The 25,861-nt window shown below is 71.9% G+C and carries 21 protein-coding genes; 9 read left to right on the top strand and 12 right to left on the bottom strand.

The window, feature by feature from the left end:
• Window position 1 precedes the first annotated feature (1 nt).
• The 4 genes from ACZ4VW_RS23260 to ACZ4VW_RS23245 form a co-directional block, all read right to left on the bottom strand.
• Entirely contained in the window at window positions 2-1,132 is a 1,131-nt protein-coding gene (locus ACZ4VW_RS23260) for a serine hydrolase domain-containing protein (RefSeq protein WP_467965375.1), read from the bottom strand.
• A 64-nt stretch (window positions 1,133-1,196) separates the two neighbouring features.
• On the bottom strand, window positions 1,197-2,384 hold the full coding sequence (locus ACZ4VW_RS23255) for a DUF4185 domain-containing protein (protein WP_467965373.1): 1,188 nt from the start codon (window positions 2,382-2,384) through the stop codon (window positions 1,197-1,199).
• Between the two features lie 158 nt (window positions 2,385-2,542).
• Window positions 2,543-3,673 carry an alpha/beta hydrolase gene (locus ACZ4VW_RS23250; protein WP_467965371.1) on the bottom strand — a complete coding sequence of 377 codons (1,131 nt, stop codon included), beginning with the start codon at window positions 3,671-3,673 and terminating at the stop codon, window positions 2,543-2,545.
• 221 nt (window positions 3,674-3,894) lie between these two features.
• Window positions 3,895-6,459 carry a helix-turn-helix transcriptional regulator gene (locus ACZ4VW_RS23245; RefSeq protein ID WP_467965369.1) on the bottom strand — a complete coding sequence of 855 codons (2,565 nt, stop codon included), beginning with the start codon at window positions 6,457-6,459 and terminating at the stop codon, window positions 3,895-3,897.
• Between the two features lie 160 nt (window positions 6,460-6,619).
• On the opposite strand from ACZ4VW_RS23245, the gene ACZ4VW_RS23240 reads away from it, so the two are divergent.
• A complete protein-coding gene (locus ACZ4VW_RS23240; RefSeq protein WP_467965367.1) occupies window positions 6,620-6,847 on the top strand; it encodes a hypothetical protein in 228 nt (75 codons plus the stop codon).
• Between the two features lie 43 nt (window positions 6,848-6,890).
• Here ACZ4VW_RS23240 and ACZ4VW_RS23235 read toward each other — a convergent pair whose 3' ends face one another.
• From ACZ4VW_RS23235 to ACZ4VW_RS23225, 3 genes are all read right to left on the bottom strand, one after another.
• Window positions 6,891-7,379, bottom strand: a complete 489-nt coding sequence (locus ACZ4VW_RS23235) for a GNAT family N-acetyltransferase (protein ID WP_467965365.1) — start codon at window positions 7,377-7,379, stop codon at window positions 6,891-6,893.
• A complete protein-coding gene (locus ACZ4VW_RS23230; protein ID WP_467965363.1) occupies window positions 7,376-7,696 on the bottom strand; it encodes an ArsR/SmtB family transcription factor in 321 nt (106 codons plus the stop codon). The genes ACZ4VW_RS23235 and ACZ4VW_RS23230 overlap by 4 nt, the downstream gene beginning before the upstream one ends.
• Window positions 7,697-7,790: 94 nt before the next feature.
• Window positions 7,791-8,177, bottom strand: a complete 387-nt coding sequence (locus ACZ4VW_RS23225; protein WP_467965361.1) for a DoxX family protein — start codon at window positions 8,175-8,177, stop codon at window positions 7,791-7,793.
• A gap of 252 nt (window positions 8,178-8,429) precedes the next feature.
• Between ACZ4VW_RS23225 and sigJ the strand changes: the two genes are divergently transcribed.
• The gene (gene sigJ / locus ACZ4VW_RS23220; protein WP_467965359.1) at window positions 8,430-9,362 is read left to right on the top strand and encodes an RNA polymerase sigma factor SigJ; all 933 of its coding nucleotides are present in this window, start codon (window positions 8,430-8,432) and stop codon (window positions 9,360-9,362) included.
• On the opposite strand, the gene ACZ4VW_RS23215 is transcribed toward sigJ, so the two are convergent.
• Window positions 9,298-10,284, bottom strand: a complete 987-nt coding sequence (locus ACZ4VW_RS23215; RefSeq protein WP_467965357.1) for a leucine-rich repeat domain-containing protein — start codon at window positions 10,282-10,284, stop codon at window positions 9,298-9,300. The two genes, sigJ and ACZ4VW_RS23215, sit on opposite strands and share 65 nt — an antisense overlap.
• Before the next feature lie 968 nt (window positions 10,285-11,252).
• The gene (locus ACZ4VW_RS23210; protein WP_467965355.1) at window positions 11,253-12,641 is read right to left on the bottom strand and encodes a GH1 family beta-glucosidase; all 1,389 of its coding nucleotides are present in this window, start codon (window positions 12,639-12,641) and stop codon (window positions 11,253-11,255) included.
• A gap of 204 nt (window positions 12,642-12,845) precedes the next feature.
• Between ACZ4VW_RS23210 and ACZ4VW_RS23205 the strand changes: the two genes are divergently transcribed.
• The 4 genes from ACZ4VW_RS23205 to ACZ4VW_RS23190 all read left to right on the top strand — a co-directional run bounded on the left by ACZ4VW_RS23205 (window position 12,846) and on the right by ACZ4VW_RS23190 (window position 16,749).
• Window positions 12,846-13,949, top strand: coding sequence for an ROK family protein (locus tag ACZ4VW_RS23205; RefSeq protein ID WP_467965354.1), 1,104 nt, complete (start codon window positions 12,846-12,848; stop codon window positions 13,947-13,949).
• Between the two features lie 78 nt (window positions 13,950-14,027).
• Complete coding sequence (gene manA, locus ACZ4VW_RS23200) at window positions 14,028-15,296, top strand: mannose-6-phosphate isomerase, class I (RefSeq protein ID WP_467965352.1); 1,269 nt, start codon at window positions 14,028-14,030, stop codon at window positions 15,294-15,296.
• Between the two features lie 305 nt (window positions 15,297-15,601).
• Complete coding sequence (locus tag ACZ4VW_RS23195; protein WP_467965350.1) at window positions 15,602-15,754, top strand: hypothetical protein; 153 nt, start codon at window positions 15,602-15,604, stop codon at window positions 15,752-15,754.
• A 14-nt stretch (window positions 15,755-15,768) separates the two neighbouring features.
• The gene (locus ACZ4VW_RS23190) at window positions 15,769-16,749 is read left to right on the top strand and encodes an acetylxylan esterase (RefSeq protein ID WP_467965348.1); all 981 of its coding nucleotides are present in this window, start codon (window positions 15,769-15,771) and stop codon (window positions 16,747-16,749) included.
• Between the two features lie 153 nt (window positions 16,750-16,902).
• On the opposite strand, the gene ACZ4VW_RS23185 is transcribed toward ACZ4VW_RS23190, so the two are convergent.
• Together ACZ4VW_RS23185 and ACZ4VW_RS23180 are read right to left on the bottom strand one after the other, a co-directional pair.
• Complete coding sequence (locus ACZ4VW_RS23185; RefSeq protein ID WP_467965346.1) at window positions 16,903-17,898, bottom strand: LacI family DNA-binding transcriptional regulator; 996 nt, start codon at window positions 17,896-17,898, stop codon at window positions 16,903-16,905.
• 77 nt (window positions 17,899-17,975) lie between these two features.
• On the bottom strand, window positions 17,976-20,474 hold the full coding sequence (locus ACZ4VW_RS23180; RefSeq protein WP_467965344.1) for a glycoside hydrolase family 2 protein: 2,499 nt from the start codon (window positions 20,472-20,474) through the stop codon (window positions 17,976-17,978).
• 292 nt (window positions 20,475-20,766) lie between these two features.
• Here ACZ4VW_RS23180 and ACZ4VW_RS23175 point away from each other — a divergent pair, with 292 nt between their 5' ends.
• The 3 genes from ACZ4VW_RS23175 (at window position 20,767) to ACZ4VW_RS23165 (ending at window position 24,097) form a co-directional block, all read left to right on the top strand.
• Window positions 20,767-22,089: an ABC transporter substrate-binding protein gene (locus ACZ4VW_RS23175; protein ID WP_467965342.1), complete on the top strand. Its 1,323-nt coding sequence runs from the start codon at window positions 20,767-20,769 to the stop codon at window positions 22,087-22,089.
• A gap of 119 nt (window positions 22,090-22,208) precedes the next feature.
• A complete protein-coding gene (locus ACZ4VW_RS23170) occupies window positions 22,209-23,171 on the top strand; it encodes a carbohydrate ABC transporter permease (protein WP_467965728.1) in 963 nt (320 codons plus the stop codon).
• A complete protein-coding gene (locus ACZ4VW_RS23165) occupies window positions 23,168-24,097 on the top strand; it encodes a carbohydrate ABC transporter permease (RefSeq protein WP_467965340.1) in 930 nt (309 codons plus the stop codon). Before ACZ4VW_RS23170 ends, ACZ4VW_RS23165 begins: the two co-directional genes overlap by 4 nt.
• A 107-nt stretch (window positions 24,098-24,204) precedes the next feature.
• Here ACZ4VW_RS23165 and ACZ4VW_RS23160 read toward each other — a convergent pair whose 3' ends face one another.
• A complete protein-coding gene (locus tag ACZ4VW_RS23160) occupies window positions 24,205-25,224 on the bottom strand; it encodes a LacI family DNA-binding transcriptional regulator (protein WP_467965338.1) in 1,020 nt (339 codons plus the stop codon).
• Window positions 25,225-25,861: the final 637 nt, after the last annotated feature.

The raw sequence follows: 25,861 nt of genomic DNA, 5'->3' as shown, positions 1-25,861 counted from the left end.
GCTAGTCCCGGTCCTCGCACAGGGCCGTGTCCAGCAGCGTGGTCAACTTGTCGCCGGACGGGTTGCCGGCGAGGTAGGCGTTGGTCATCGCGGAGACGTGACGCCCGTCCTTGGTCACCATGGTGTGGGTGAAGTAGCCCGGGACCGCACCGTTGTGGCCCCATGCCTCGCCGCCGCACGACAGGTCGACCTTGACGATCCCCAGGCCGTAGCCGCCGCCTGCGACGTCCCGCACCTTCTCCATCTCCGCCAGCGCCGCCGGCGACACGACCTTGCCGGCGGTCAGCGCCTGGTAGAACGTGCTGAGGTCCTGCATCGTCGAGATCATCGCACCGGCCGCACCGAAGACGGACGGATCGTAGGAGAGGACCGGGCTCCAGAAGTAGAACGGTCCCACCCGCGCACCGTGGTAGCCGGGCACGGCCGGCGTGGGCAGGGCGCGGTCGCCGGGGGCGGGGAAGACGGTGCGGGTCAGGCCGAGGGGCTCGATGACGCGGCGCGTGACGGCCTCGTGGACCGGCAGGCCCGTCGCCTTCTCGATGAGCAGGCCGAGGATCAGGTAGTTCGTGTTCGAGTACGTGAAGCCTGCCCCCGGCGCGGAGACCGGAGCCCGCTTCAGACCTTCCCTCACGAGAGTGGCCGGCCGGTAGGTGCCGTCCGGCTCGGCCAGCGCTATGGAGGCCAGCGGATCGTACGCCGCGATGCCGCCGGTGTGCTGGAGCAGATGCCTCACGGTGATACGGGTGCCGTCGTATCCATTGCCGCTGACGGTGCCCGGCAGATAGGTGTCGATGTCCGTGTCGAGGGCCACCTTTCCCTCGTCGACCAGCTGCAGGACCGTCGCCGCGGTGAAGGACTTCGTCTGGCTGCCGATGCGGTAGTGCTCGTCGGCCCGGATCGGCCTGGTGGTGTTGATCGTGCCGGTGCCGGCGGACAGCGTCCACGAGCCGGTGCCGTCCCCGGCATGGACCGCGGCGCCGGGGCCCGCGACGGCCTGGAACGCGGTGAGCGCCGAGCGCGTGGCGGGATGGTCGTCGGTCGAGGCGGCGTGTGCCGTGGGCGTCGTCAGCATGACGATCGCCGCGGCCGCCGCCCCGGCGACGGCCGGGAGCCGCTTCCTGCTGTGCTTCACACTGGTCTCCTCTGTCGGTTCCGGAACGTGCGGACTGACTGGCCGTGGAGCGGCAAGACACCCTCTAGGGGTTGATGCCGTCGAACTGCAGCACCCTGTACGGCGGTTGGTGGACGACGCCGGGCCACTGGGACACGATGAGGGTCAGCGAGGTCGGGCCGGCGCTGCCCGGGTGGATGTAGCCGCCGTACAGGTGAGGCACCTGCGGCTTGCCCCAGTGACTCGCCGGCCAGCGGTTGTCGCCGACGATCTGCGGCTTGGGCGCGCTCCACACGGCATCGGGCCGCGACGCGGTCCGCGTGCAGATCGAGTAGTCGGTGACGTCGAAGTAGCTCATGCAGTACCGGCCGCCGATCCGCTTGACCGAGAACTCGCCGATGTTGTTGCCGGTCAGGACGGGCGTGGGCGAGGCGGTGTGGGTCCACTGCCAACGGCCGTCCAGATGGGCCCAGTTCTGCTGAGCGCCGAAGTTCCCGGCCCGGAAGTCGTCGGGCCGGATCCGGAAGAGCTGGATCGCACCGCCGTCGGCGGTGTTGCGGTGGGTGCCGTTCCAGCGCTTGGAGAAGATGTACAGCCAGCCGTCGGGGTCGATGCCCGCGAACGACCACATCCCGTACATGGACTGGTTCACGCCCTGCATGTCGCCGGCCCAGTGGTAGGGGTAGTCGCGCCAGGTGACGCCGTGGTCGTCCGAGTAGGCGACCCCGGACATCACGGACCCGTCGTAGCCCGCGGGCGGTTCCCAGGTGCCGACCGAGGTGTACTGGATGTAGGTGCGGCCGCCGAACTCGATGCAGTCGTTGGGAATGCGGCTCACCTCGAAGCCGAACCCGTTGTTCGCGTTGGTCCGGTAGTCGAACAGCTGCCCGGCCCGGCCGCCGGTGGGCATCGCCCAGGTGAACGAGATGGGGGTCGAGCCCGAGGCGTCGAAACCCGACTGGCAGAGCATGAGCGGTGATCCGAGGTAGTCGCCGTACTGCTGCATCTCGGACCAGGTGTCACCGAAGACATAGCCCCAGGTGCCGTCGTGCTCGCGGAAGTACGGGATACCCAGGTCGCTGGAGCCCACCCCCTGGGCGGCGGCCGAATCTCCGGGCTCGTCGCACAGGGGGGTGCCGCGCTGTGCCGCCGAGGCGGGAGTGGCCGGGGCGAGGGCGGTCAGACCGGCGCCGAGGGCCAGGCCGCCCCCGGTCCTGAGGGCGGTGCGGCGCGAGATCGGGGGACGGGGGTCGGTGGGGGACTGTTCGGGCATGGTGGTTCCTCCGCGGGAAGGCAGCGTGGGCAGGGGCGGTGCTGGTGCGCGCGGGCACCCGGTGCGGTCCGGTGCCCTGCCGACCGGTCGGCGCGGTGGGCGGGAAACCGGTCGGCGGGCGGTCGGCGCGGTGGGCGGGAGCCCGCTCGGCGGGCCGGTCAGCCGGCCGCGGTGAAGGCGGCTTCGAGGCGCGGGACGTAGTCGGCGAAGGCCGGGGCCCAGCAACCGTAGTTGTGGCCGCCGTTGCAGCTCGGGGCCAGTGAGGCACCGTTTCCGTAGTCGACGAGGCGACTGGGGATACCCAGCTGGTCCAGGCGGGCCTTGACGGTCCTGGATGCCGCCGCGGTGTGGACGTCGATGAGGTCGTTGTCGCCGGTGTAGAGCGTGATGCCGGTGCCGGAGAGCTTGGCGAGGTTGGCCGGCGCGGCCGGATCGACCGCCTTCCACACGCGGTCGGCGTTGAAGACCGGGTACGGGGAGCCGAAGATCGCGTCGCTGTCCACGTAGGGGCCGTGACCCACGCAGGTGCCGGATCCCGATCCGGACGAGCTGCTCGCCGCGCACCAGGCGCCCGAGAGGTTGAGCTCGGTGGCCAGGACGGCCGCGCGGACCTCCCACTTGCCGAAGTCGATGCCTCCCGACAGCGCGGCCACGTGGCCGAACAGGTCGGGCCGGACCTGGGCGTAGTGGAGGGAGCCGTAACCGCCCATGGACAGTCCGACCACGGCCCGGTGGGCCCGGTCGGTGCGGGTACGGAGATGGGCGTCGATGAACGGGACGACCTGGTCGAGGTGGAAGGTCTCCCAGTTCGCGGCCCCGAGCGCGGTGTTCTGCATCAGCCAGTCGGCGTACCAGCCCTTCAGCCCGCCGTCCGGCACCACGGTGATCATCGCGTCCGAGTGCAGCGCGGGTGCGGCCGCGACGTCGTTCACGTTGCCGCCGCCGCCGTGCAGGAAGTAGGTGACCGGCCAGCCCGGTCCGGGGTCGGCGTCGTATCCGGTGGGAAGGAGGATGCGGATCTTGTGCTTCCCGGAGAGCTGCTTCGTGGTGACGGTGAGGGTGAAGTCGGTGGGGCTGTGCACCTGCGTCTCTTCGGGGACCAGGGTCAGCCCGTAGCTGTCGCTGAACGGGGGAAGACCCGCGGTGGCATCGGCCGAGGATGCCGGCCCGGACGCGGAGACGGTGACCGCCGGCGCGGCGGCCGGTGGTGTCGCGTATGCCGCGCCGGTGCCCGTCAGGGCGGCGAGCGCGAGGGCCGCGCCGAACGCGGTGAGGCGCAGGGGAGTCATCGGGAACCCTTCGTCGAGGCGTCGTCCGTCGATTCGTCGAGGAGGCTCGCGACACGGTGAGCTGCCGCGAACCGGACGTCCCGAATGCTGCTGTCCCGTACCGTCCGGAGGACAGGCCACACCACCGGCCATCGGTGACCGGCCGCCCCGGCGCGCCCGCGGCCCGCGCCGTTCCCGCTGCTCGCGCCGCCCCCCCGCCGACCGGTGTCACACTCCCGCGGTCACGAGGTGCCGGTCGAGGAGGGCGGGAAGGTGGCCGGTGCGAAGGCCGGGTGCTGCCGGCGGAACGCGGTCCCGAGGTGGTGCTGCAGCCGGACATGGCGGAACTGGTACACGGCGCCGGTCCGGCGCAGCACCCCTCGACGGTAGGCGTCGTCCAGGAAGGCGGCGGGGTCCCAGGGGAGCCGGCCGGTCAGGGGCAGCCAGACCCGTGCGAGCAGGAGCCACTGCCCCCAGGCGGTGAAGGCGAGCACGTAGGAGGCGGCGCCGCCGATGCCGCCGACCGTTCCGATGAACAGACTGTCCTCGAGTCCCCAGTTGAGTGGTCCCAGCGAGCCCTGGAGCAGCAGGACGACCAGATGCCCTCCGAAGGCGATGGCCAGGGTGAACATCGGGGCCAGGAGGAGGAACTGCCGAGCCACCGTCGTACGGTTGGCGAACAGCAGGCCGACCGGGGTGGCCGCGGCGCTGACGTCGACCGGTGCTTCGAGCGCGGCCATGAGCCCGAAGACGAGACCCGCGGCCGAGCCGAAGATCAGCCCGAGGACCAGCATGTTGATCAGGGTGCCTTCGACGACGCGCGGCTCGGTGAACGATGTCCCCGCCGCCCAGGCGCGTCCGAGGGTGAGAGCGCACGCGCATCCGATCCCCATGACGGCCCCGCCGAGCAGACCGTGCCCGAACCGAACCGTGAAGGTCGGCAGGGGCCGGCGGGCCAGACTGTCGTGCGTGGGGCGCAGTCTCAGCCGGACGCGGGCCGGCTCGAAGGCCGCTCCGCCGCCGGACTTGTCCGCCAGCGCGTAGACGGCTCCGAAGGACAGCCCCGCCGCGGGTCCCATGAGGCTGCCCTGCAACAGCAGTTCGCCGATGCCGAGCGGGGCGAGCACCAGGCCGACCAGCCAGTCGGCCAGGGCGACGCACAGGGCGGTGGCCAGGACGACGGCCAGGGTCCGCGTCGAGCGGGACAGCGAGTCGCCGAGCTGCCACCACGCGAGGTCCTGCCGCTCCCGGTCGAAACGGACCAGGTGGTGGGCGAGGTGGCCGAGCCAGCGCTCGGCCCGTACGGGGTCCGCGTACGGGGTTCTCGGCTGCCGGCCTTCGGTGTCCCGTTCCGGGGCGTGGCGGCGGTACACGGCGGGCACGAAACCCGCCAGCAGATGTTCCTCCAGGCTCTTCACCGTGGAAAAGCGGGTGGTGTCGAGGAGTTCGGCCGGGTCCCGTCCGGGCGTCTCGCTGTACAGGGTCCGGGCGAGGATGACCATGAGCGGGGTCGTCAGCACCGTGGCGAGGGCCGCGGCCGCCGGGGTCTTCGGCGTGCGGAGTTCCGCCAGGACCGCGTCCCACCCCGTCCCGGAGGCCCCGGTGCCGTCACCGCTCTCCCCGGGTGGGACGGCACGGGTGGTGCGCGGCAGGTAGCCGGCGAGGTCGTCGAAGGTGAGATCGGTGAGCTCGATGCCCCCCGCCCAGACGAGCGGCGCGTGGGCCGCCCGGACCGCCTCGGCGTACTCGTCGCGTCGGCTGGTGAGGACGAGCGGTGTGGAGGTCGCGTTGAGCGCGTCCAGGGCGTCGCGCCGCAGTCCTTCGGCGATCTCGTCGAATCCGTCCAGGACGGGGAGGATGAGGTCGGCGTCGACCAGCGAGACGGCCAGGGTCGTCCCGCGGGAGCCGCGGCGGGCCAGATGGGGGTGGTCGCGCAGCAGCCGGCCGATCAGCCAGTCCCGCAGGGCGGTGGTCGACGGGTCCCAGCCGCCGATGCTGAAGATGACCGGCACGCGGCCGTCCGGAGCCGGGGCTTCCAGGAGGTCGAGGGTGAGCCGGATCGTCAGGATGGACTTGCCCGAGCCACCACGTCCCAGGATCGCCATGCGTCCGGAGGGGATCCGGCGGTAGACATCGGCCACGCTCCGCAGGTCACCGTCCAGATCCACCTCGCGCGGCGCCTCACCCGGCCCGAGGCGCTGGATGTTCTCCACGCGGTCGGTCAGACCCGCGGGCGCCGGCTGCCACCGGACAGGAAGGGGGTACGGGTCATGGACCCGGCGTTGGGCCTCCTCGCGGCGCCAGCGCCGCCGGACCTCCGTCGCCAGTTCGCGCGCCGCGTCGGCGAGTGCGTCGGGGACGGGCACCAGGGTCGGCGCGGCGGGGGCAGGGCCGGGTTGGGGCCCGGGTTCGGCTCCGGGTTCGGGCCCCGGTTCGGCTCCGGGTTGGGGCCCGGGTTCGCGCCCAGGTCCGGGTCCGGGTCCGGGTCCGTTACGGGGTTCCGTTCCGGCTCCAGGTCCGGCTCCGGGTCCCGGTCCGTTGCGGGGTTCCGTTCCGGCTCCGGACCGGGCGCCCGGGACGCCGCGCGCTCCCGCGAGGGTGGCCGCCAGACGCCGGCGGTCCTCCTCCCCGAGGTCGAGCGCGTCCGCGAGCAGATGCACCGTCCCCATCCGGTGGTTCGTGGATCTGCCGCTCTCCAGCCGGCGAATGGTGCGCACACTGACCCCGGACCGCTCGGCCACCTGTTCCTGCGTCAGGTCGGCCTCCTCGCGCAGCCTGCGTAAGAACGTGCCGAGGTCGTCTGTCACGGAGCGTCTCCCTACCCACCAGTACGAACGGCGGTGAGCCTACCCGCGGCCCCCGGTCACGGATGGCCGGTTCCGTGACCTGTACAGCCGACATGACCAAGGTCACCGTCGAGGGTCGGCGTCCCGTGGGCACGCCGACGCGAGGGGGCGAGGAGTCGACATGGCCAACCGCTACTGGTGCGGCGAGTGCAGCTTCAAGACGCCGTGGCGCGGGGAGTCCGAGGGACTGCGCCGGCAGATCGAGCACTACGCCGACAAGCACCCCGGCATTCCGCCGGGTGGCCAGGTCGAGACGCGTCGGAGGGGTTCCGGCGAGGGGTACGGATGCCTGCTGATGGCGGCTGTCGTACTCGCCCTGCTCGCCGTCGAGGTCGCCTGCCGGCACTGAGCCCCTGCGCGGCGCCCGCCCGCCAAGCTCCGGCCGTCGTCCGTCAGTCGACGCGCGGACTGCGGCGCTCGACGAGCACGACGTCGCGCCAGCGGCCGTGGTGGCAGCCGATGCGCTCACGCGTGCCGATGACCCGGAAGCCGGCGCGCGCGTGGACGGCGAGGCTGGCGGTGTTCTCGGGGAAGATGCCGGACTGGATGGTCCAGATCCCGGCCGCCTCGGTCGACGTGATCAGCGCGTCGAGGAGCGCGGAGGCGACGCCACGGCCGCGCGCGCGGGGGTGTACGTACACCGAGTGCTCGACGACCCCGGTGTACGCGCACCGGTCGGAGACCCGGCTCGCGGCCACCCAGCCGAGGACCCGGTCGTCCTCGGCGAGGGCCACGAAGCGGTGTCCGGGCAGTTTGGCCGCGTCGAACTGCTCCCAGCTGGGGGCGGTGGTCTCGAAGGTGGCGTCGCCCTCCTCGATGCCCGCCCGGTAGATGGCGAGGACGTCGTCGGCGTGGGCGGTGGTGAGGGGCGTGATGTTCACGGCTGTCCCAGGATCGCGCGTACGGCTGCGGGAAAGCACGCGAGGCAGCCGGCGTTGACCTCGTACGAGGTCGAGGTGCCGGACCGCTCGCGAAGGACGAAGCGGACGTCGGCCAGGACCTTGAGGTGGTGGGACACGGTCGACTGGCCGATCGGGAGACGGTCGACGATCTCGCCCACGGACAGCGGGCGCCGCTCGGTGGCCAGCAGGTTCAGGAGGCGGACGCGCATGGGGTCGGCGAGCGCCTTGAACCACTCCGCGTACAGGACGAAGTCCTCGGGGCCGAGGGGCGCGACGCTCTCGTCGGTTCTGTTCATCGATCATCGACGATAGTCGATGGCGGGTGGCCGGACAAGGCCGCGCACCGCCGCGCCGGACTTCGCGGTGCGCAAGGTGAACGGCCGCCCCCGGTCAGCCGACGAAGGATTCGGGGCCGAAGCGCCCCCAGGCCACGAAACCGGCCAGGACGAGATAGACCAGGTCCACCATCATGAGCTTGATCTCGTGACGGCGGAACCGGAGGATCGCCGCGCCGATCATGATGAGCACCAGACCGAGGGCCGCCAGCGGCACCAGGACCGGTGCGATGTCGAGCAGGGCGGGCAGGACCAGACCCACCGCGGCGAGGACCTCGAGAGCGCCGATGGCCTTGACGCCGCCGGCGCTGAAGTCCTTCACCCAGCCCGCGCTGGGGCCGAAGGAGGCGATCTTCTCCTTCGGCATGATCAGCTTGCCCGCGCCCCCGAAGAAGTAGGCGGCGGCCAGCAGTCCGGTCACGATCCACAGGGCGATGTTCATGAGTCCTCCTCGCAAGGGTGTGAGCATCCGTCCCGCGTTCCTCGGCGGGGCCGTTGCTCGTCGACACCCCTCTAGGACAGAGCCGCCCGGCACCCTGTGACGGCGGGGCGTGTGACGTGCGTCTCGCCGCCCGCACGGCCGCGCGCACCTGCCGCCCGGCATGATCGACGGGACGGATGCCTCGGCTACGCTGCGGACCGTCGTCCGGTGCCCAAAGGGGGTTGGCCGTACGTGAGTTGGGGGAGGGGTCTCGTGCGGGGAGCAACGGGTGGGACGGAGGAGGCCGGCTACCGGCCGCTGCTGTTCTCCATCGCCTACGGGATGACCGGGTCCGTGGGCGACGCCGAGGACATCGTGCAGGACGCGTTCCTCGGCCTCACGCGGGCCCACCGGGCCGGGACCACGATCGCCGCTCCGAAGGCGTACCTGACGACGGCGGTGACGCGGCTGGGGATCAACTACCTGGGCTCGGCGCGGGTGCGGCGGGAGACGTACGTGGGGGAGTGGCTGCCCGAGCCGGTCGTCGTCACGGCCGACAGGCCGGGCCCGGCCGAGCACGCCGAACTGGCCGACTCCCTGTCGATGGCGTTCCTGGTGCTCCTGGAATCCCTCTCGCCGGTGGAGCGCGCGGTGTTCATGCTGCGCGAGGTGTTCGGCTACGGCTATCCGGACGTGGCGAGGATGACCGGCAAGACCGAGGTGAACTGCCGCCAGATCTTCGCCCGCGCCAGACAGCGCGTCTCCGCCGCGGGCCACACGGCCGACAGCGTCCCGCCCCGCGAACGGAAGGCGGAGGGCGAGGAACTCGCCCGCAGGTTCTTCGACGCCGCCGCGGGCGGCGACCTGGACGCCCTGCTCGGCATGCTCGCGCCCGACGTGGTGCTCCACGGGGACGGCGGCGGCAAGGGCCAGGCGCTCGCCCGGGCGCTGTCCGGCCGCCTGCCGGTCGGGCGCCTCCTGGTCACGGGCCTTCGCCGCGTCGGCCTCCTCGGCGCCTCCCTCCGGCCGGCCCTCGTCAACGGCGGCCCCGGCGCCGTGCTGTACGACGCCGAGGGCCGGGTGGCCAGCGTGGTCGGTCTCGAGATCGCCGACGGCGTGGTCACGGGCATCCGCTCGGTGGTCAACCCCGACAAGCTGGGCCACCTCGGCCCGGTGTCCGACATCGCACTCGTGCGCCGGAAATGACGGCGCTCGCCCGACCAGGTGGGGGAGCGGCCGCCGTTCGGCAACTGAACCAGCTGCCGAACGAGTTCGGCAGCGGATCCGGTCGATCACGTCTCGTCCGGCCGGTGTCGTCGCACCGCTCAGTCCCAGTCGGACGGCGGCTGGTCGACGTCGCCGCCCTTGTGCGGTGAAGGGATGTGGTCGCAGCGCCGGCGGGCAGCGCGGCGACGCAGGCCGCCGAGCAGGCGTTGACCAGCAGCGGCAGGACGTCGGTGGCCACGCGCAGGGAGATCCACACCGGATGGAGTCCACCCGGTGGGACCGGCCGGTCGCAGACGCTGCACCCATGAAGGGCGGTGGCACCCCACCGCCGGGGGTCCAGGTCCCCCGGCGCGAGGTCCCCGACGGAGTCCCGGGACGGCTGAAGCGGGGGGAAGGGCGGTCGCATCTTGTAGTTGCCGAACAGGGCGCGCGTGCTGACCGTACTGCGCGTCAGGTTCCGGCATCGGGTGATCTCGTAGGGGAACCAGTGCAGCCGGTAGGAGGTGTACGGGGTGAACTCCTCCAGGCTGGTCATGGCGCCGATCTCGGGCGGTATCCGTATCAGGTTGCTGCCGTAGAGCACGAGGTGCTTGACCGCCGTCAGCCGGGCGATGCTCGGGGGCAGGGTGATGACCTGCCGCCGTTCCTCCGGACTGAGTTCGATCAGGGGACGGAACTCCTCGCGTCCGTCGAAGGCGGCCTCGTCGACCAACTCCAGAAGGCGCTGCCAGCCGGGAGCGGAGGTGTCCTGCCGCTCGGCGTGGAATGTGACGCGGGCTCCGGGACCGGGCCGGTCGAAGCACGAGCAGGAGTCCTGGCGAAACCGTCGCGGGTTCGAGGCCGGGTCCGATGTGTCGCCCCAGCGGTTCACGTAGAGCCTCGACTCTGTCTCGTCCGTCATGGCGCCACGATACGGTCCCGGTACACAGGGGGCTTCGGGAGTGAGCACGCGTACTCATGTGCGCGATGATCACGGTTCGGCATGGTGCCCGTATGCGATCGACATCTCTCCCGAAGCCCGTCCTGCCGGCCGTCCTCGGCTGCCTCGTCCTCTCCGCCTGCGGTACGCAGGGCCCCGGCGCCCAGCGGACCGCCGCGGGCGGCGCCGTCGTGCCGGCGGCGGCACCAGAGACCCCGCCGAACGGCAACGATCCGGAGCTGCGGTTCCTCGAGTTGCTGAACCGCGTCGCCGCGCCCTGCGCTCCGGACGCGCCCGCGGACAAGGGTGACGTACCCGCACCCGAGGATCTGCCGGGTGGGGTGGCCGCGCCCACAAGAGATACGGGCCGGGGGAGACCCCGACCGGGGCCCCGAACGCCGGCGGGGACACACCGGTCGGCCCTCCCGCAAACGCTCCCGCCCCGCCGGAGCCGGCCGACGACTCCACCCGGCCCGAGCCGCTCGACGAGCTGCCGCTGACCGGATTCGAGACCTGCGACGGCGGCGCGCACGCGCAGCGCATCGGTGCGGCCTTCGGGCACACGAGGACGACCACCTACCAGGCACTGCACGGGAGGCTGACGGAGCTGGACCACCCGGCGGCGCGGATCCACCGGATGCCGGACCGGGCGGGCGCGCCGCGGGCGCGGATCGACCTGCGCGTGTTCGGCAGCCGCCTGGCGCTGGAGGCCACCGGCGCCGACGGCGGGGTGGCGGTCGACGCCTTCGGGGCCAGGGAGACGGAGGACGTGCGTGGCGGATGTGAAGCGGAATTCCGAGCCGTAGCCGGCAGAGGGAGCCGGAGGCACCGCCGGATCCTGAGCCGTGGTCGGAGCCGTCGCTTCGGACGGAGCCGTGGACGGAGTCGTGGCTTCGGACGGAGCCGCAGAGCGGCCGGCGCTGCGTCTCGCCTGGATCGGACGGGACCGCTCAGCCCGCGCGATTCCTGGAGGCGGCGATCGCCGCCTTGTACCAGTGGTACGAAGCCTTCGGAGTCCGCGTCCCCGTCGGGTAGTCGACGTGCACCAGTCCGAAACGCTTCGTGTGACCGTGAGCCCACTCGAAGTTGTCCAGGAGCGACCAGGCGGTGTAGCCGCGCAGGTCGACACCCTCCGCCAGCGCCTCGGAGGCCGCGCGGAGGTGGCTCTCCAGGTACGCGATCCGATCGGTGTCCCGCACGGTGCCGTCAGGGGCCGGGGTGTCGTCTTCGGCGGAGCCGTTCTCCGTGATGTGCAGGGGCGGAAGAAGAGCGCCGTAGCGGTCGCGGAGCGAGGTGAGGAGCCGCCGCAGCGCGTCGGGGACGACCGGCCAGCCCATCGCGGTGTGGCGGACGCCCGGGCGCGCGACCCCCTCGAAGCGGTTGTCCATCGCGGTACGACGGTCCGGGTCGGTCTCCTGCCAGGGAGCCGCGCGGACGGTCGACGGCGTGTAGTAGTTGAGGCCCAGGAAGTCCATGGGGGCCGACACGAGGGCGAGGTCCCCGTCGCGGCGGAAGTCCTGACGCTCGATCAGTTCGCCGAACGTGTCCGCCTCGGCCGTCGGGTAGCACCCCTTGAGCAGAGGGTCCGTCCACATCAGATTGCGCTGGGTCTCGGCGCGCAGCGCGGCCGCGACATCGGCCGGGTCCGGTGTGGCCGGGTCGACCTGGTCGAGGTTGAGGGAGATGCCGGCCTCCCGGACCTCGGCGGCGCGCAGGGCACCCATCGCGAGCCCGTGGCCGACCAGCAGGTGGTGAGCCGCGGCGAGCGCGGGTGTCCCCTCGGTCGCTCCCGGGGCGTGCTCACCGTTGGCGTACCCCAGGAAGGCGCTGCACCAGGGCTCGTTCAGGGTGATCCACCGGGGCACGCGGTCCCCGAGCCTCGCCGCGACCAAGGCCGTGTACTCCGCGAACCGCTCGGCCGTGTCCCGGGAGCGCCAGCCGCCCGCGTCCTCCAAGGGCTGCGGAAGATCCCAGTGGTAGAGCGTCAGAACCGGCTTGACGCCGGCCTCCAGCAGGTCGTCGACCAGGCGGGCGTAGAAGTCCAGCCCCCGTGGGTCGGCGGGGCCTGAGCCCGACGGCTGGATCCGCGGCCAGGCGACGGAGAAGCGGTACGTGGACACCCCGAGGCCGGCGAGCAGCGCCACGTCCTCCCGGTGCCGGCGGTAATGGTCGCAGGCCGTCTCGCCGCTGCTGCCGTCCGAGACGGCGCCGGAGCGCCGGGTGAAGGTGTCCCAGATCGACGGCCCGCGCCCGTCCTCCTCCGTGGCGCCCTCGATCTGGTACGCCGAGGTCGCGGCACCGAACTCGAAGCCCGACGGAAAGACCGGGAAGTCACTCACGGAAATGGAACCCTTCGTGCGAGGCCGGGAAACAGGTCCGAGCATGAAGCGATTCAGCTCTTCCGTCCAGGCTGTGCGAGTCTCGCGGTCAGGCTTTTGCTAAACCCGGGCTTTACTGAACCAGTTTACTGGACAACGTTGTCAAAGGGCGGGCACAGTGGCCCGGAGATTTCACCGGCGGGACGGAAAGGTTGGTTGGACGCGATGGTGTACGGAGCACTCGACATCGGGGGCACGAAGATCGCCGGCGCTCTCGTCGACGGCGACGGGCGTCTGCTGGCCCGGGCCCAACGGCCCACTCCCGCGCGCGGTTCCGCGGGGGAACTGATGGCCGCCGTCTCGGCGGTCGTCGACGACCTGGCAGTTCGTCCCGAGTGGGCGTCCGTGTCCTGTCTGGGCATCGGCAGCGCGGGGCCGGTCGACACGGTCGCGGGCACGGTCAGCCCTGTCAACATCCCGGCCTGGCGCTCCTTCCCCCTGGTCGACCGGGTACGGGCCCATCCGGCGATGCCGACGGCGGTGCGGCCCGTCCTCGTCGGTGACGCGGTGGCGATGACCGCCGCCGAGCACTGGACGGGTGCGGCCAAGGGCGTCGACAACGCCCTCTGCATGGTGGTCTCCACGGGCGTGGGCGGCGGACTGATCCTCGGCGGGGCGCTCCACGCGGGGCGGACCGGGAACGCCGGCCACATCGGCCACATCACGGTCGACCAGAACGGGCCGATCTGCCCCTGCGGCGCACGGGGGTGTGTGGAGCGCTTTGCCAGCGGCACGGCCATCGCCGCCCACGCGCTCGAGTCCGGCTGGACGCCGCCGCCCGGTGGCGCCGCGACGGCCCGGGAGGTCGAGGCGGCCGCGCGCGGGGGCGACCCGAGGGCGCTCGCCGCCTTCGACCGCGCCGGGCGGGCCCTGGCGGCGGCCATCGCGGCGACGACGGCTCTGGTCGAGCTCGACCTCGTCGTCGTCGGCGGCGGGGTCGCCCAGTCCGGCGAGGTGCTCTTCGGTCCGCTCCGCCGCCACCTGGCGTCGTATGCCGTCCTGGACTTCACCCGCGACGTGCCGGTGGTGCCGGCGGACCTCGCCCTCGACGCGGGCCTGATCGGCGCGGCCGCCGCGGCCGCCGCCACACGGGGCGCCGCCGTCGGCTCCTCGCGTACGGGGGCTTCGGGTTCCAGCCCTTCGGGTTCCGGCCCTTCGGGTTCCGGTCCGGCCGTCGTGACGTCTCGGCCCGGTCCGTCCCGTACGTGCACGTCGGACACCGGCCTCTCGCAGACCGGCGCCGGTGGCACCGGCCGCCCCTCGAGCTGAGCGGCGGTCCGCCGCACCGTCCGGCCTCCCCGTCACACCCACCGGCCCACCCCCACCCCCACCCACCAGGACGCACCCGTGGATCTCCTCCTCAGCACCGTCCAGCCCTACGACTGGGGCTCCGTCACCGCACTGCCCCGCCTGATGGGAACGGAGCCCACCGGCGCGCCCCAGGCCGAACTGTGGATGGGAGCGCACCCCGCCGCGCCCTCCCGCGTCCGGCGCGGCCGGGGCGCGCTCCCGCTGGACCGGGTCATCGCCGCGGACCCGGCCGCCGAGCTCGGTACCGCCGTGCTGCGCCGGTTCGGAGCCCGACTGCCGTTCCTGCTCAAGCTGCTCGCCGCCGACGCGCCGCTCTCCGTCCAGGTCCACCCCGACCTCGCGCAGGCCCGGGCCGGCTTCGCGCTCGAGGACGCCCTGGGAGTGCCCCTGGACGCGCCGCACCGCAACTACCGGGATCCGCACCACAAACCGGAGATGATCGTCGCCCTCACTCCGTTCCGCGGCCTCTGCGGTTTCCGGTCGCCTCGGCAGTGCGCCGACCTGCTCGACACGCTGCGGGTGCCCGCGCTGAGTCCCTGGGCCGCGACGCTGCGCGCGCTGCCCGAGGCGCAGGCCCTCGCCGAGGTGTTCGGCGCCTTCCTCCACCCCCCGGCCGGCCTCGTCGCCGCCGTCACCGAGGCCGTCGGGGCGGCGGCCGCCCGGCCGGGGCCGTACCAGGAGGACTTCTCCGCCTACGCCGACGTCACCCGCGCGCATCCGGGGGACCCGGGGCTCCTGCCCGCCCTGATGCTGCGTCACGTCGAGCTGGAGCCGGGGGAAGCCCTCTTCCTGGGAGCGGGCATTCCGCATGCGTACCTGTCCGGGCTCGGGGTGGAGATCATGGCGAGCTCCGACAACGTCCTGCGGTGCGGGCTGACCTCGAAACACGTCGACGCGACCGAGCTGGTGAAGGTCGTCCGCTTCACGGCGATGCCGACCCGAGTCCTCACCCCCCGAGACCCGCGCAGCCCTCAAGAGCCCCGATGTACCCAAGAGCCGCAGAGCCCCCGGAGCCTTCGAGGAGAGGACGGCGAGGAGGTCTATCCGGCCCCCGTCGACGACTTCCGCCTGTCACGGTTCCTGCTCCGACCGGACGAGCCGCCCAGACGGCTCGCGGCCGGCGCTCCGCAGATCCTGCTGTGCGTCGACGGCGAGGCCGCCGTGGAGTCGGGGGCCGACACCCTGCGCATCGGGCCCGGACGATCCGTCTACGTCCCCGCCACCACCGAGGTCGCGATCACGGGCGCGGCCACCGTCTTCCGGGCCACCGTGGATGTCGGCACCGCCCCGATCCCCGCCTCGTAACCACCGGACTTCCCGTCAAAAGGAAGAACCACCACCGAACTTAATCGGTTCCGCTCTGCCTGTTGTTTCCGGCGTCCCTCCGCTCTGGCCTCATGGCCGGCCCGCACGGCGAGGCGCGAATTACTCACACTCACGGTGATACGAGGGACGACCGCATTTCCCCTGCCTCCGTGGCCTTTTCTCTCTTTCAGCATGCCCCGGCGGGTTCTCCTGCCCCCGCGCGCTCGTGCGGGCCCCGAAGTCACGCCACCCCGTCAGCAACCGCCGCGCCCCCGACCGAGCGTCGACCGGTGCGCGGAAGCGAGTTGGGAGCACCCCATGACAAGGAACCGCTCACCTCGGCGGCAGCGCTGCTCGCCGTCGCCGCCACGATGATCGCCCTGCCCGGCACGGCCCAGGCCGAGGACCGGCGGACCTCGCGCGAGGCGAGCGTGTACCGCCACGGGTGCCACGAGTAGGAGCAGCCTTTCCCATGCCGTACGCCGATCTGCCCCCCGACCATCCGGCGGCCCGCCCCGAACCGCCCGCCGAACCCGAGGGCTTCGACGCCTTCTGGAGCGAGACCCTCCAGGCCGCCCGGAAGGCCGGCGGGGCTCCGGAACTCCGCCCCGTACGGGATTCCCCCCTGCTGACCCTGGACACCTACGACGTACGGTTCCCAGGGTGGTCCGGCCACCCCGTCGCCGCCTGGTTCGTGGTGCCGTCGGAGGCCGAGGGGCCCCTGCCGACGGTGATCACGTATCTCGGATACAGCGGCGGAAGGGGGCTGGTGACCGACCATCTGCTGTACCCCTCGGCTGGTTGCGCGCAGCTCGTCGTCGACAGCCGGGGCCAGGGGCACGACACCCCGGACCCGCACCCGGACGCCGCCGCACACTGGGTCCACGGCTACATGACCAGGGGGATCGAGGATCCGCGCGCCCACTCCTACCGTCGTCTCATCACCGACTGCGTGCGCGCCGTCGACGCCGCCCGCGCGATTCCCCACGTGGACCGGGACCGGATCGTGGTGCAGGGCGCGAGCCAGGGCGGCGGTCTCGCCCTCGCCGTGGCCGGGCTCGCCGGCGACGACATCGCCGGTGCCCTTCCCGACGTGCCCTTCCTGTGCCACATCCGGCGCGGCGCCGAGACCGCGACCGAGGGCCCCTACACCGAACTCGTCGACTATCTGCGCCACCACGCCCCGTACGAGGCCGAGCGGGTCTTCGCCACCCTCGCCCACTTCGACGCCGTGCACTTCGCCCGGCGCGCGACGGCCCCCGCCCTGTTCAGCGCCGGATTGATGGACCCCGTCTGTCCTCCCTCCACCGTCCTGGCGGCCTACCGGAGCTACGCGGGCGAGAAGGACATCCGGCAGTGGCCCTTCGCCGACCACGCGGGCGGCAAGGGTGCGACGGCCGTCGAGCACCTGCGCTGGCTGCGCTGCCGGGGCCTCGCCCCCACCAAGGGCTGAAGCGCTTCTTCCGGACCACATGCGGACCCGGCTCCGGCCGCCCGGGGGCTCGCCCCCATCTCCGCCGGAGACTCCGGAGACTGAGACTCCGGCGGAACGAAGAGAGGCTGCACCCCCTCCGGTGGGGGTCCAGCCTCTTCTCCGTTCCAGGGACTACGCGCGCCGGGGCGGGCCCGTGGAGCCGCGTGGTGTCAGGGAAGGCGTCGGAACCTGCAGCGCGCCCTTGTGGGTGCCCTCGATCACCCCGAACAGGGCGCGCGCGACCTGCTCCCCGAACCGGTGCACATCGTGGCTCATGGCCGACATCGGCGGGTGGGTGAGCCGGCACAGCTGCGAGTCGTCCCAGGCCAGCAACGAGACGTCGTCCGGCACCACGAGCCCCATCTCCGAGGCTACGGCCGCCCCCGCCACGGCCATGATGTCGTTGTCGTACACGATCGCCGTAGGCCGGTCCGGGCCCAGCAGCAGGCTCCGGGTCGCCCTGGCCCCCTCCTCGCCGGCGAAGCCGGTCGAGACCTGGCGGCAGCCGTTCAGGCCGAGTTCCGCCATGGTGGACTCGAAGGCCGCGGCGCGGATCCCGCTGTGCCCGAGGCCGGCGGGGCCGCCCACCCGGGCGATCCGCCGGTGACCGAGCGCCGCCAGATACCGCACCGCCTCCGCCGCCGCCGAGGCGTCGTCCGTCCACACCGAGGGGAACCCGCCGGTCAGCGACGGGTGGCCCACGGCCACGGTGGGCATGCCGAGCGCGCGCAGGGGCCCGATCCGCGGGTCCTCCCGGTGGAAGTCCACCAGGATGGCCCCGCCGATCGTCCTGCTCCGCCACCACTCCTCGTAGAGCGCCGTCTCCTCGCCCAGATCGCGGACGAGCCGCAGCAGAAGGGAGCAGGAGCGTTCCGCGAGAACGTCCTCGATGCCGGAGATGAACTCCATGTAGAACGGCTCGAGTCCGAGCAGCCGGGCCGGACGGCAGATCGCCAGGCCCACGATGCCCACGCGCCGGCTGGACAGGCTCCGCGCGGTCTGGTGCGGCGTCCAGCCGAGATCCCGCGCCGCCTCGAAGATCCGCTCCCGGGTCGCCCGGGAGACACCGGGACGGTTGTTGAAGGCCATGGAGACGGCGCCCTTGGACACTCCGGCCCGCGCGGCCACATCGGTGATGGTGACGCGGGACCGCGGGCTCGGCGCTGTCGGTGCCCCCGCCGAGGAGGGTGAGGACGGTGGGGCGCTCACGCCGGTCCCACGCTGAGCAGGGCGCCTCGCGCGGCGGCCACGTCGACCTCGGTCCAGCCCGTCACGGCGATCCGCGCCTCCTCGCCGGGGAGCAGCGTGATCAGACCACGGTCGGCCGCCGCCGCGGGACCGAGCCGGTCGGCCTGGAGCAGGAGGTCCCGTACGAGGCTGTGGGCCGTGACGACCACGTCCACGGTGTGGCTCCCGGCCCGGGTCTCGAGACGGACGTCGTACCGCGGGGCGGGATAGGCGAACTCCTTGTCGGTGACCGGGAAATGGACCGCACGCAGGCCGTCGGCATCGGCGACGAGGAACTCCTTGCCAGACCCCGGCTCGGGCACGAGCTCGGCCGGCAGGGCCGGCCTCGCGACGGAGCGCGGGCCGGCCTCGACCTCGACGACCGCTTCGCGCAGGACGGTGCCGTCCGCGCCGATCCGGCGCAGGGTGACCGCCGCGCGCCAAGGAGTGCCGGACTGGTTGTCGACCGCGAGCACGGGCCCGTCCGCGCCGGGTACGAGGGCCAGCAGCCGGTCCGCGTAGACTCGGCGCAGCTCGTGATAGAGCGGCTTGAGGCGCCCGTCGCCGTCGATCGCGGCCCAGGAGCTGACCGGCCAGCAGTCGTTCAGCTGCCAGACCACCGTGCCCGCGCACACCGGCCAGTTGGCCCGCCAGTGCTCGATGCCCGCCGCGACGGCCCGGGCCTGGACGACCTGGGCCAGGTAGTGCCAGCGGTCGAAGTCCCCCTCCGGCAGGGCGAAGTGACGCTCGATGCCGCGGTTCAGCTTGCCGTTGCCGTCGTCGGCCTTCTGGTGGTGCAGCATGCCGGGGGAGTCGGGGGCGAGTTCCTCGCCGGGCAGGGCACGCCGCAGGGTCGCGAGGGCGGGTGGCGCCTGCCAGCCGAACTCGGCGACGAAGCGCGGCACGCTCGCCCGGTACTCCGTGTAGTCCTGACGGTTCCAGACCTCCCACGAGTGGTGGGTGCCGTGGCGGGGGTCGTTGGGGTGGTGGTCCCAGGAACCGGACCACGGGCTGCCCGCCGTGTACGGCCGGGTGGGGTCCAGTTCCGCGACGATGCGCGGGAGGACGCCGAGGTAGTACCCCTCGCCCCACGAGTCACCGGCGAGCGGCGTCTCCCAGTCCCAGTCGCGGAAGCCCCAGAGGTTTTCGTTGTTGCCGTTCCACAGCACCAGACTGGGGTGCGGCATCAGGCGGACAACGTTGTCACGAGCCTCTGCCTCCACCTCTCCGCGCAGCGGCTGTTCCTCCGGGTAGGCGGCGCAGGCGAAGAGGAAGTCCTGCCAGACCATGAGGCCGAGCTCGTCGCACACGTCGTAGAAGGCGTCGTCCTCGTAGATGCCGCCGCCCCAGATGCGGACCAGGTCGATGTTGGCCTCGGCGGCCTGGGTCAGCCGGGTCCGGTAGCGCTCGGGCGTCACCCGGGAAGGGAGGACGTCGTCGGGGATCCAGTTGACCCCGCGGGCGAAGACCCGGACGCCGTTGACGACGAAGGTGAATCCGGTTCCGTGCTCGTCGCCGGAGCGGTCGATCTCGACGGTGCGGAACCCGATCCGGCGCCGCCAGGCGTCGAGCGGGGCGCCGTCCTGGTTGAGGAGGGTGACGTCGAGGTCGTACAGCGGCTGGTCCCCGTAGCCGCGCGGCCACCACAGTTCGGCCCCGGGCACGTCCAGCGTCAGCACGGCCTCGTCGCCCTCGAAGGGAACCTCCGCCTCCAAGGGAACCTCACCCTCGAAGGAAACCCCGCCCCCGGCCGAGGCCACAGCCTCCGTTTCCGCGGCCCGGGGCCCTCCGGCCCCGACCCCTCCACCCTCGGGCCGCGCGACCGCGGCGCGGAGGCTCAGTGCGCGGTCGGTGGCGGTCCCGGTACGGGCGATCCGGACGCGCAACTCGACCCGCCCGGTCGTCCCGTCGACCGTGACCAGGGGACGTACCTCGTCGAACCGGGCGGTGGACCAGCACTCCAGACGGACCGGGCGCCACATACCCGCCGTCACGACGGTCGGACCCCAGTCCCAGCCGAAGGAGCACGCCATCTTGCGGATGTACTGGAAAGGCTCGGGGTAGACGTTCGGCCGCTCCCCGGTGAGGGCGCGAACCCGGTCCGCCTCCTCGTACGCCGAGGTGAACCGGACCTCCAGCGGCCCCGTGCGGCCGGTGACGTCGAAGCGGTGGACGCGGTGCATGTTGCGCGTCGTGCCGAGACTCTCGCCGTCGAGGAGCACCTCGGCAGCGGTGTCCAGGCCCTCGAAGACCAACTCGGCGCGCTCGTGGCGGCCGGCGTGCTCCCACTCCGTGACGTAGGACCACTCCTGCCGGCCGACCCAGGCGATCTCCGCCTCGTTGCGGCCGATGAACGGGTCGGGTATGACCCGCGCGGCGAGCAGATCGCTGTGGACGCAGCCGGGGACGACAGCCGGAAGCAGGGTGTCCTCGTGGCGCAGTCTCCAGCCCTCGGTCAGCTGGGTGACGTCCTTCATGATGTGCGGCTCCAATCGCCTGGCAGGGGGCGGGTGCAGGGGTGGGATACGTGTACGTGGCGACAAACTAGCTGTCCGCCGACGCGTATGTCCATGAACCGGTCAAGCGACGCTTGGCTTCGGACGGAACGTCACTCCTGGGACGGACAGGTCTCGTACCTGGGCTTTCATGCGGCCTCGGTAACGATTGAGTATCACGCAGGAAATCATCACTTTACCGGTTCACATCCGGCTGACATAGTGCCGACATCCCACCGCAAGACCTGAGCCGTGACCCTGAAGGAGTTGGGCAATGGGGAAGAAGCCGAAGGCGCTCACGGGCGCCGTGCTGGCCGCCGCGATATTGACCGTGGCGGGCTGCAGCGGGGGAGGGGGCGGCGCCACCGGAGAGATCGCCGCCGCCCCGTCCGACCCGAAGGGGGTCTCGGGCGAGATCAAGGTGCTCACGCACCGGACCGATCTCGTGCAGAACGGGACCATGAAGCAGTACGCCACGGAGTTCAACAAGGTCTACCCCAAGGTCAGGGTGACGTTCGAGGGCGTCACCGACTACGAGGGGGAGGTGAAGATCCGTATGAACACCAAGGCGTACGGTGACGTGCTGGTGATCCCGGGGGCCGTGGCCAAGAACGACTACCCGAAGTTCTTCGCGCCCCTCGGCACGGCCGCCGAGCTGTCGAAGTACCGCTTCGGGGACAAGACCGAGGTCGACGGCAAGGTCTACGGCATAGCCCAGTTCGGCACGGTCAACGGGTTCGTCTACAACAAGGCCCTGTGGAAGAAGGCCGGGGTCACCGCGTGGCCCAGGACGCCCCAGCAGTTCCTCGCCGGCCTGAAGGCGATCGACGAGAAGACGGACGCCACGCCGTACTACACCAACTTCAAGGACGGCTGGCCGCTGGTCCAGTGGAGCGCCAACCACGGATCGGTCAGCTGTGACGCGCAGGCGGGCAACAGCCTGGCCGGCCCCGTCTCGCCGTGGAAGGCCGGCAGCGAACTCCGTACGATCGACACGCTGCTGCACGACATCGTGAAGCAGGGCCTCTCGGAGAAGGACCCCACCACCACCAACTGGGAGGCATCCAAGGACCTGCTCGCCGAGGGCAGGATCGGCACGATGATGCTCGGCTCCTGGTCGATCACGCAGATGCAGGGTGCCGCGAAGGACGCGGGCGTCTCCCCGGCCGACATCGGCTTCATGCCGTTCCCGGTGCAGAAGGGCGGCGCCTTCTGCGCGGCCGTGACCTCCGACTACCAGCAGGCGGTCAGCGTCTACTCCGAGAACAAGCCCGCGGCGCGCGCCTGGATCGACTGGTTCACCGAGAGGTCCGGCTACGCGGAGAAGGAGGGCGTCGTCTCCGCCCTCAAGTCCGCTCCCATGCCGACCACCCTCAAGGATTTTGTTGACAACGATGTCAAATTCGTCGACCGCTCGGAGGCGAAGACGGCCGCCGTCAACGACATCGACGAGGCGGCCGAGATCGGCCTCACCAAGCCCGACTACCGGCAGAAGCTGATCGACACCGCGCGGGGCGCCCAGAAGGGCAGCCTCGAGGACTTCTTCGCCGACCTCGACAAGAGGTGGGACGAGGCGGCGAAGAGCGCCGGTTCCTGACGACCGGCGGAGCGGGCCCCGGCCGTACGACACGGCCGGGGCCCCCTGACCTCCCGCAGCCGCGGACACGAAAGGCCGACATGACAGAGACAACCGACACCGTCCCCGAGGGGGCCGCCATGACGAGGCGATCCACCACGGACACGACCGACAGGAGAAGCGGGCCCGCCGGCCGGCGCGCCGTCCCGGAAGGCGGCCGGTCCCGCTCCTGGCGGGACTCCCCGCTCCGGCGGCTCACGCCCTGGCTCTTCCTGGCGGCGCCGCTCACCCTGCTGATCACGTTCACGTACGTCCCCGTGGCGAGCATGATCTCGTACAGCTTCACCGACTGGGACGGGGTGAGCCCGGACCGGGAAGTCGTCGGCTTCGACAACTACGTACAGATCTTCACCCGCCCCGAGCTCTTCCGGGTCTTCTTCGTCAGCGGCTACTACCTCGCCGCCTCCGCCCTTCAGATCGGGGTCGCGCTCTACTTCGCCGCCGTCCTGAGCTTCGACCTGAGGTTCCGGAACTTCTTCAAGGGGATCCTCTTCTTCCCCTACCTCGTCAACGGCGTCGCCATCGGCTTCGTCTTCCTGTACTTCTTCCAGGACGGCGGCACCCTCGACTCGGTGCTGTCCTGGCTCGGTGTGACGACCGACCACCCGTGGCTCGGCGACCCCACCTCCGCCAACGTCTCCCTGGCGAGCGTCTCGGTCTGGCGCTTCACCGGACTGAACTTCGTCCTCTTCCTGGGCGCGATCCAGTCCATCCCCGGTGAGCTGTACGAGGCCGCCCAGCTGGACGGGGCCGGCAAGTGGAAGCAGTTCCGCCACATCATCGCCCCCAGCATCAAGCCCGTGCTGAGCCTCAGCGTCATCCTGGCGATCTCCGGCTCCCTGTCGGTCTTCGAGATCCCCTACATCATGACCGGCGGGGCGACCGGCACCTCGACCTTCGTCATCCAGACGGTCAAGCTCGCCTTCCAGTTCAACAAGACCGGCCTGGCCTCGGCCGCGGCCGTGGTGCTGCTCCTGATCATCCTGCTCGTCACCTGGATCCAGCGCCGGCTCGTGCCCGACGACAAGGTGGACCTCGTATGACCCCCGACCTCCTCGCAGCCTCGCCCGCCTCCGGGACCACCGGGCGGCCGGATCGCTGCCGGCCGCTGAGCCGTCGACCGGATCGCCGCCGCCCGGACCGCCGTCGTCCGTGGGTCGGCACGGTGCTGACCTATCTGTCGCTGCTGGCCGCGAGCGCGGTGGTGCTGCTGCCGCTCGCCGTGGTCCTCCTCACCTCGCTCAAGACCTCGGAGGAGGTCAACGACGGCAGCGCCCTCTCGCTGCCGGGGAACTGGCTGAACCTCGACAACTACGTCACGGCGTTCACCGACGGCAACATGCTCACGGCCTTCGGGAACACCGCGTTCATCCTGTTCTTCTCCATCGGCGGCACCGTGCTCATCGGCTCGATGACCGCCTACGCGGTGGACCGCTTCGACTTCCGGGGCAAGAAGCTCGTCATGGCGCTCTTCCTGGTCGCCACCCTCGTCCCCGGGGTGACCACACAGGTGGCGACCTTCCAGGTCATCAACAGCTTCGGTCTCGTCGACACCCGCTGGGCCCCGATCCTGCTCTACATGGGCACGGACATCGTCTCCGTGTACATCTTCCTGCAGTTCATCCGGGGCATTCCCAGGTCGCTGGACGAGGCGGCCCGGCTCGACGGAGCCAATGCCTTCACGATCTACCGGAAGATCATTTTCCCGCTGCTCAAGCCGGCGGTCGCCACCGTCGTCATCATCAAGGGGATCACCACGTACAACGACTTCTACATCCCCTTCCTCTACATGCACTCCGAGGACCTGGGCACGATCTCCACCGCGCTGTTCCGTTTCAAGGGGCCGTTCGGAGCGCACTGGGAGGCGATCTCGGCCGGCGCCATCCTGGTCATCCTGCCCACGCTGATCATCTTCCTGCTGCTCCAGCGGTGGATCTACAACGGCTTCTCGCAGGGAGCCACCAAGTAGCGGGACGGGTGTCGGCGGGAGGCCGGGTCCGGCGGGAGGCCGGTCCGGGGGGAAGTGGGCGCCGGCGGGAGGCGGGGGCTCGCGCGGCAGGGTCGTACGGGCGGCGGTCAGGTGGTGCCCGGACGTCCGCCCGGGGGCGGGCAGGTGCTGCCCCGGGGGACGAAACGGGCGTACCCCTCGCGGATGTCGTCGACCGTCTCCCCGGCGATGAGGGACAGCAGCGCGTGCGCCGCCCGCGCTCCGTACGCCGGGATGTCCCGGGCGACGGACGAGAGCATGGGGCGGACCACCTGCGTCAGCGGAGACTCGTCCCACGCGACGATCGACAGATCGGCGGGGATGGAGAGGTTCAGCTCCTGCGCCACCGAGAGCGCGGCCACGGCCATGATGTCGTTGTCGAAGACGATGGCCGTCGGCCGCTCCGCGGCGATCAGCAGCGCGCGGGCGGCCCGGGCGCCCGCGTCACCGGTGTAGTCCGTGTGCACCACGGTGGCCTCGGGAATCCCCGCCTCCCGGCACGCGTCACGCAGCGCCCGGTCGCGGATGGCCGTGTGGGCCAGCTCCGCGGGCCCCGCCACCCGGGCGATGCGCCGATGGCCGAGCACCGCGAGGTAGCGCACGATCTCATGGACGCTCTCGCCGTCGTCCGACCAGATCGAGGGCAGCGACCCGGACGCGTCGGGCGGCCCGACGACGAGCGCGGGCAGGCCGAGGGCCTCGACGGCGGGGACACGCGCGTCCTGCGCCTGAAGATCCGTCAGGAAGACGCCGTCCACCCTGCGTTCGCCCCACCAGCGGCGGCACACCTCGATCTCGCTGTCCTGGGTGGCGACCATCTGCAGCATCAGCGCGTACGACCGCTCGGAGAGCACGCTCTCCACGCCGCTGATGAACTCCATGAAGAACGGCTCCACGCCCAGCGTCCGGGCCGGCCGGCGCACGAGGAGGCCGACCACCTGCGCGCGGCCCCCGGTCAGGGCGCGGGCGGCACTGCTGGGGCGCCATCCGAGCTCCTCGGCGATGCTCTTGATCGACGCACGGGTCGCGTCGGAGACGCCGGGCTGGTCGTTCAGCGCGTATGAGACCGCCACCTTGGACACCCCGGCGCGGCGTGCGATGTCCGCCATGGTCGGCCGCTTCACGCGCCACCCCCGTCGTGTCCTGTGCTGGTTCGATGCAGGTGATCGACCTTACCGCCCGTCCGCGCGGGAGAGGGAAGGGCCAGGGGCTCTGCCAGGGACCGGGGCCACGTGGTCCCTGCCCGCGTTCGTGCCCGCGTTTCCTGCCCGCGTTCCTGCCCGTGTTTCTCGTCCGGGACGACGTCGGCTACGGAATGCCGCACATCGACGAGGAAAAGCCGTGGCGTCGACGAGGAATGCGCACCGGGGTCGCTGCCGGACGCGAATGCCCCGAATGCGTCGACAGGCTTTCCCGTGGCGACGGCGGAATCGCGGGAGAACGGGGCGCGCCCCTTTCCGGTGGCCGGCCACAGCGGCTCGCCCACGCGCGAGGGTGCCACTCGGTACGCCTGAGCGCCGAGGGGGGGGGGGGGGGGGGGGGGGGGGGGGGGGGGAGGGGGGGGGGGGGGAGGGGGGGGGGGGGGGGGGGGGGGGGGGGGGGGGGGGGGGGTGGGGGTGGGGGGGGGGGGGTGGGGGGGGGGGGGGGGGGGGGGGTGGGGGTGGGGGGGGGGGGGACCCCCCCCGCGCCTTGGTCTCCACGATCGCCAGCTTGCAGAACTCGATGCCGGTGCAGGCCATCGTCCCG

It is taken from the genome of Streptomyces sp. NPDC029139 (genome assembly GCF_055564335.1).
This window is presented reverse-complemented; position numbering and strand designations above follow the sequence as displayed.

Bases quoted from the DNA above. Each gene is read 5' to 3' on its own strand.
- ACZ4VW_RS23215 (WP_467965357.1), bottom strand. From the start codon at position 10,284: ATGACGGACGAGACAGAGTCGAGGCTCTACGTGAACCGCTGGGGCGAC.
- ACZ4VW_RS23165 (WP_467965340.1), top strand. From the start codon at position 23,168: ATGACCCCCGACCTCCTCGCAGCCTCGCCCGCCTCCGGGACCACCGGG.
- ACZ4VW_RS23175 (WP_467965342.1), top strand. From the start codon at position 20,767: ATGGGGAAGAAGCCGAAGGCGCTCACGGGCGCCGTGCTGGCCGCCGCG.
- ACZ4VW_RS23250 (WP_467965371.1), bottom strand. From the start codon at position 3,673: ATGACTCCCCTGCGCCTCACCGCGTTCGGCGCGGCCCTCGCGCTCGCC.
- ACZ4VW_RS23230 (WP_467965363.1), bottom strand. From the start codon at position 7,696: ATGAACAGAACCGACGAGAGCGTCGCGCCCCTCGGCCCCGAGGACTTC.
- ACZ4VW_RS23170 (WP_467965728.1), top strand. From the start codon at position 22,209: ATGACGAGGCGATCCACCACGGACACGACCGACAGGAGAAGCGGGCCC.
- ACZ4VW_RS23255 (WP_467965373.1), bottom strand. From the start codon at position 2,384: ATGCCCGAACAGTCCCCCACCGACCCCCGTCCCCCGATCTCGCGCCGC.
- ACZ4VW_RS23240 (WP_467965367.1), top strand. From the start codon at position 6,620: ATGGCCAACCGCTACTGGTGCGGCGAGTGCAGCTTCAAGACGCCGTGG.
- ACZ4VW_RS23190 (WP_467965348.1), top strand. From the start codon at position 15,769: ATGCCGTACGCCGATCTGCCCCCCGACCATCCGGCGGCCCGCCCCGAA.
- ACZ4VW_RS23160 (WP_467965338.1), bottom strand. From the start codon at position 25,224: ATGGCGGACATCGCACGCCGCGCCGGGGTGTCCAAGGTGGCGGTCTCA.
- ACZ4VW_RS23205 (WP_467965354.1), top strand. From the start codon at position 12,846: ATGGTGTACGGAGCACTCGACATCGGGGGCACGAAGATCGCCGGCGCT.
- ACZ4VW_RS23225 (WP_467965361.1), bottom strand. From the start codon at position 8,177: ATGAACATCGCCCTGTGGATCGTGACCGGACTGCTGGCCGCCGCCTAC.
- ACZ4VW_RS23180 (WP_467965344.1), bottom strand. From the start codon at position 20,474: ATGAAGGACGTCACCCAGCTGACCGAGGGCTGGAGACTGCGCCACGAG.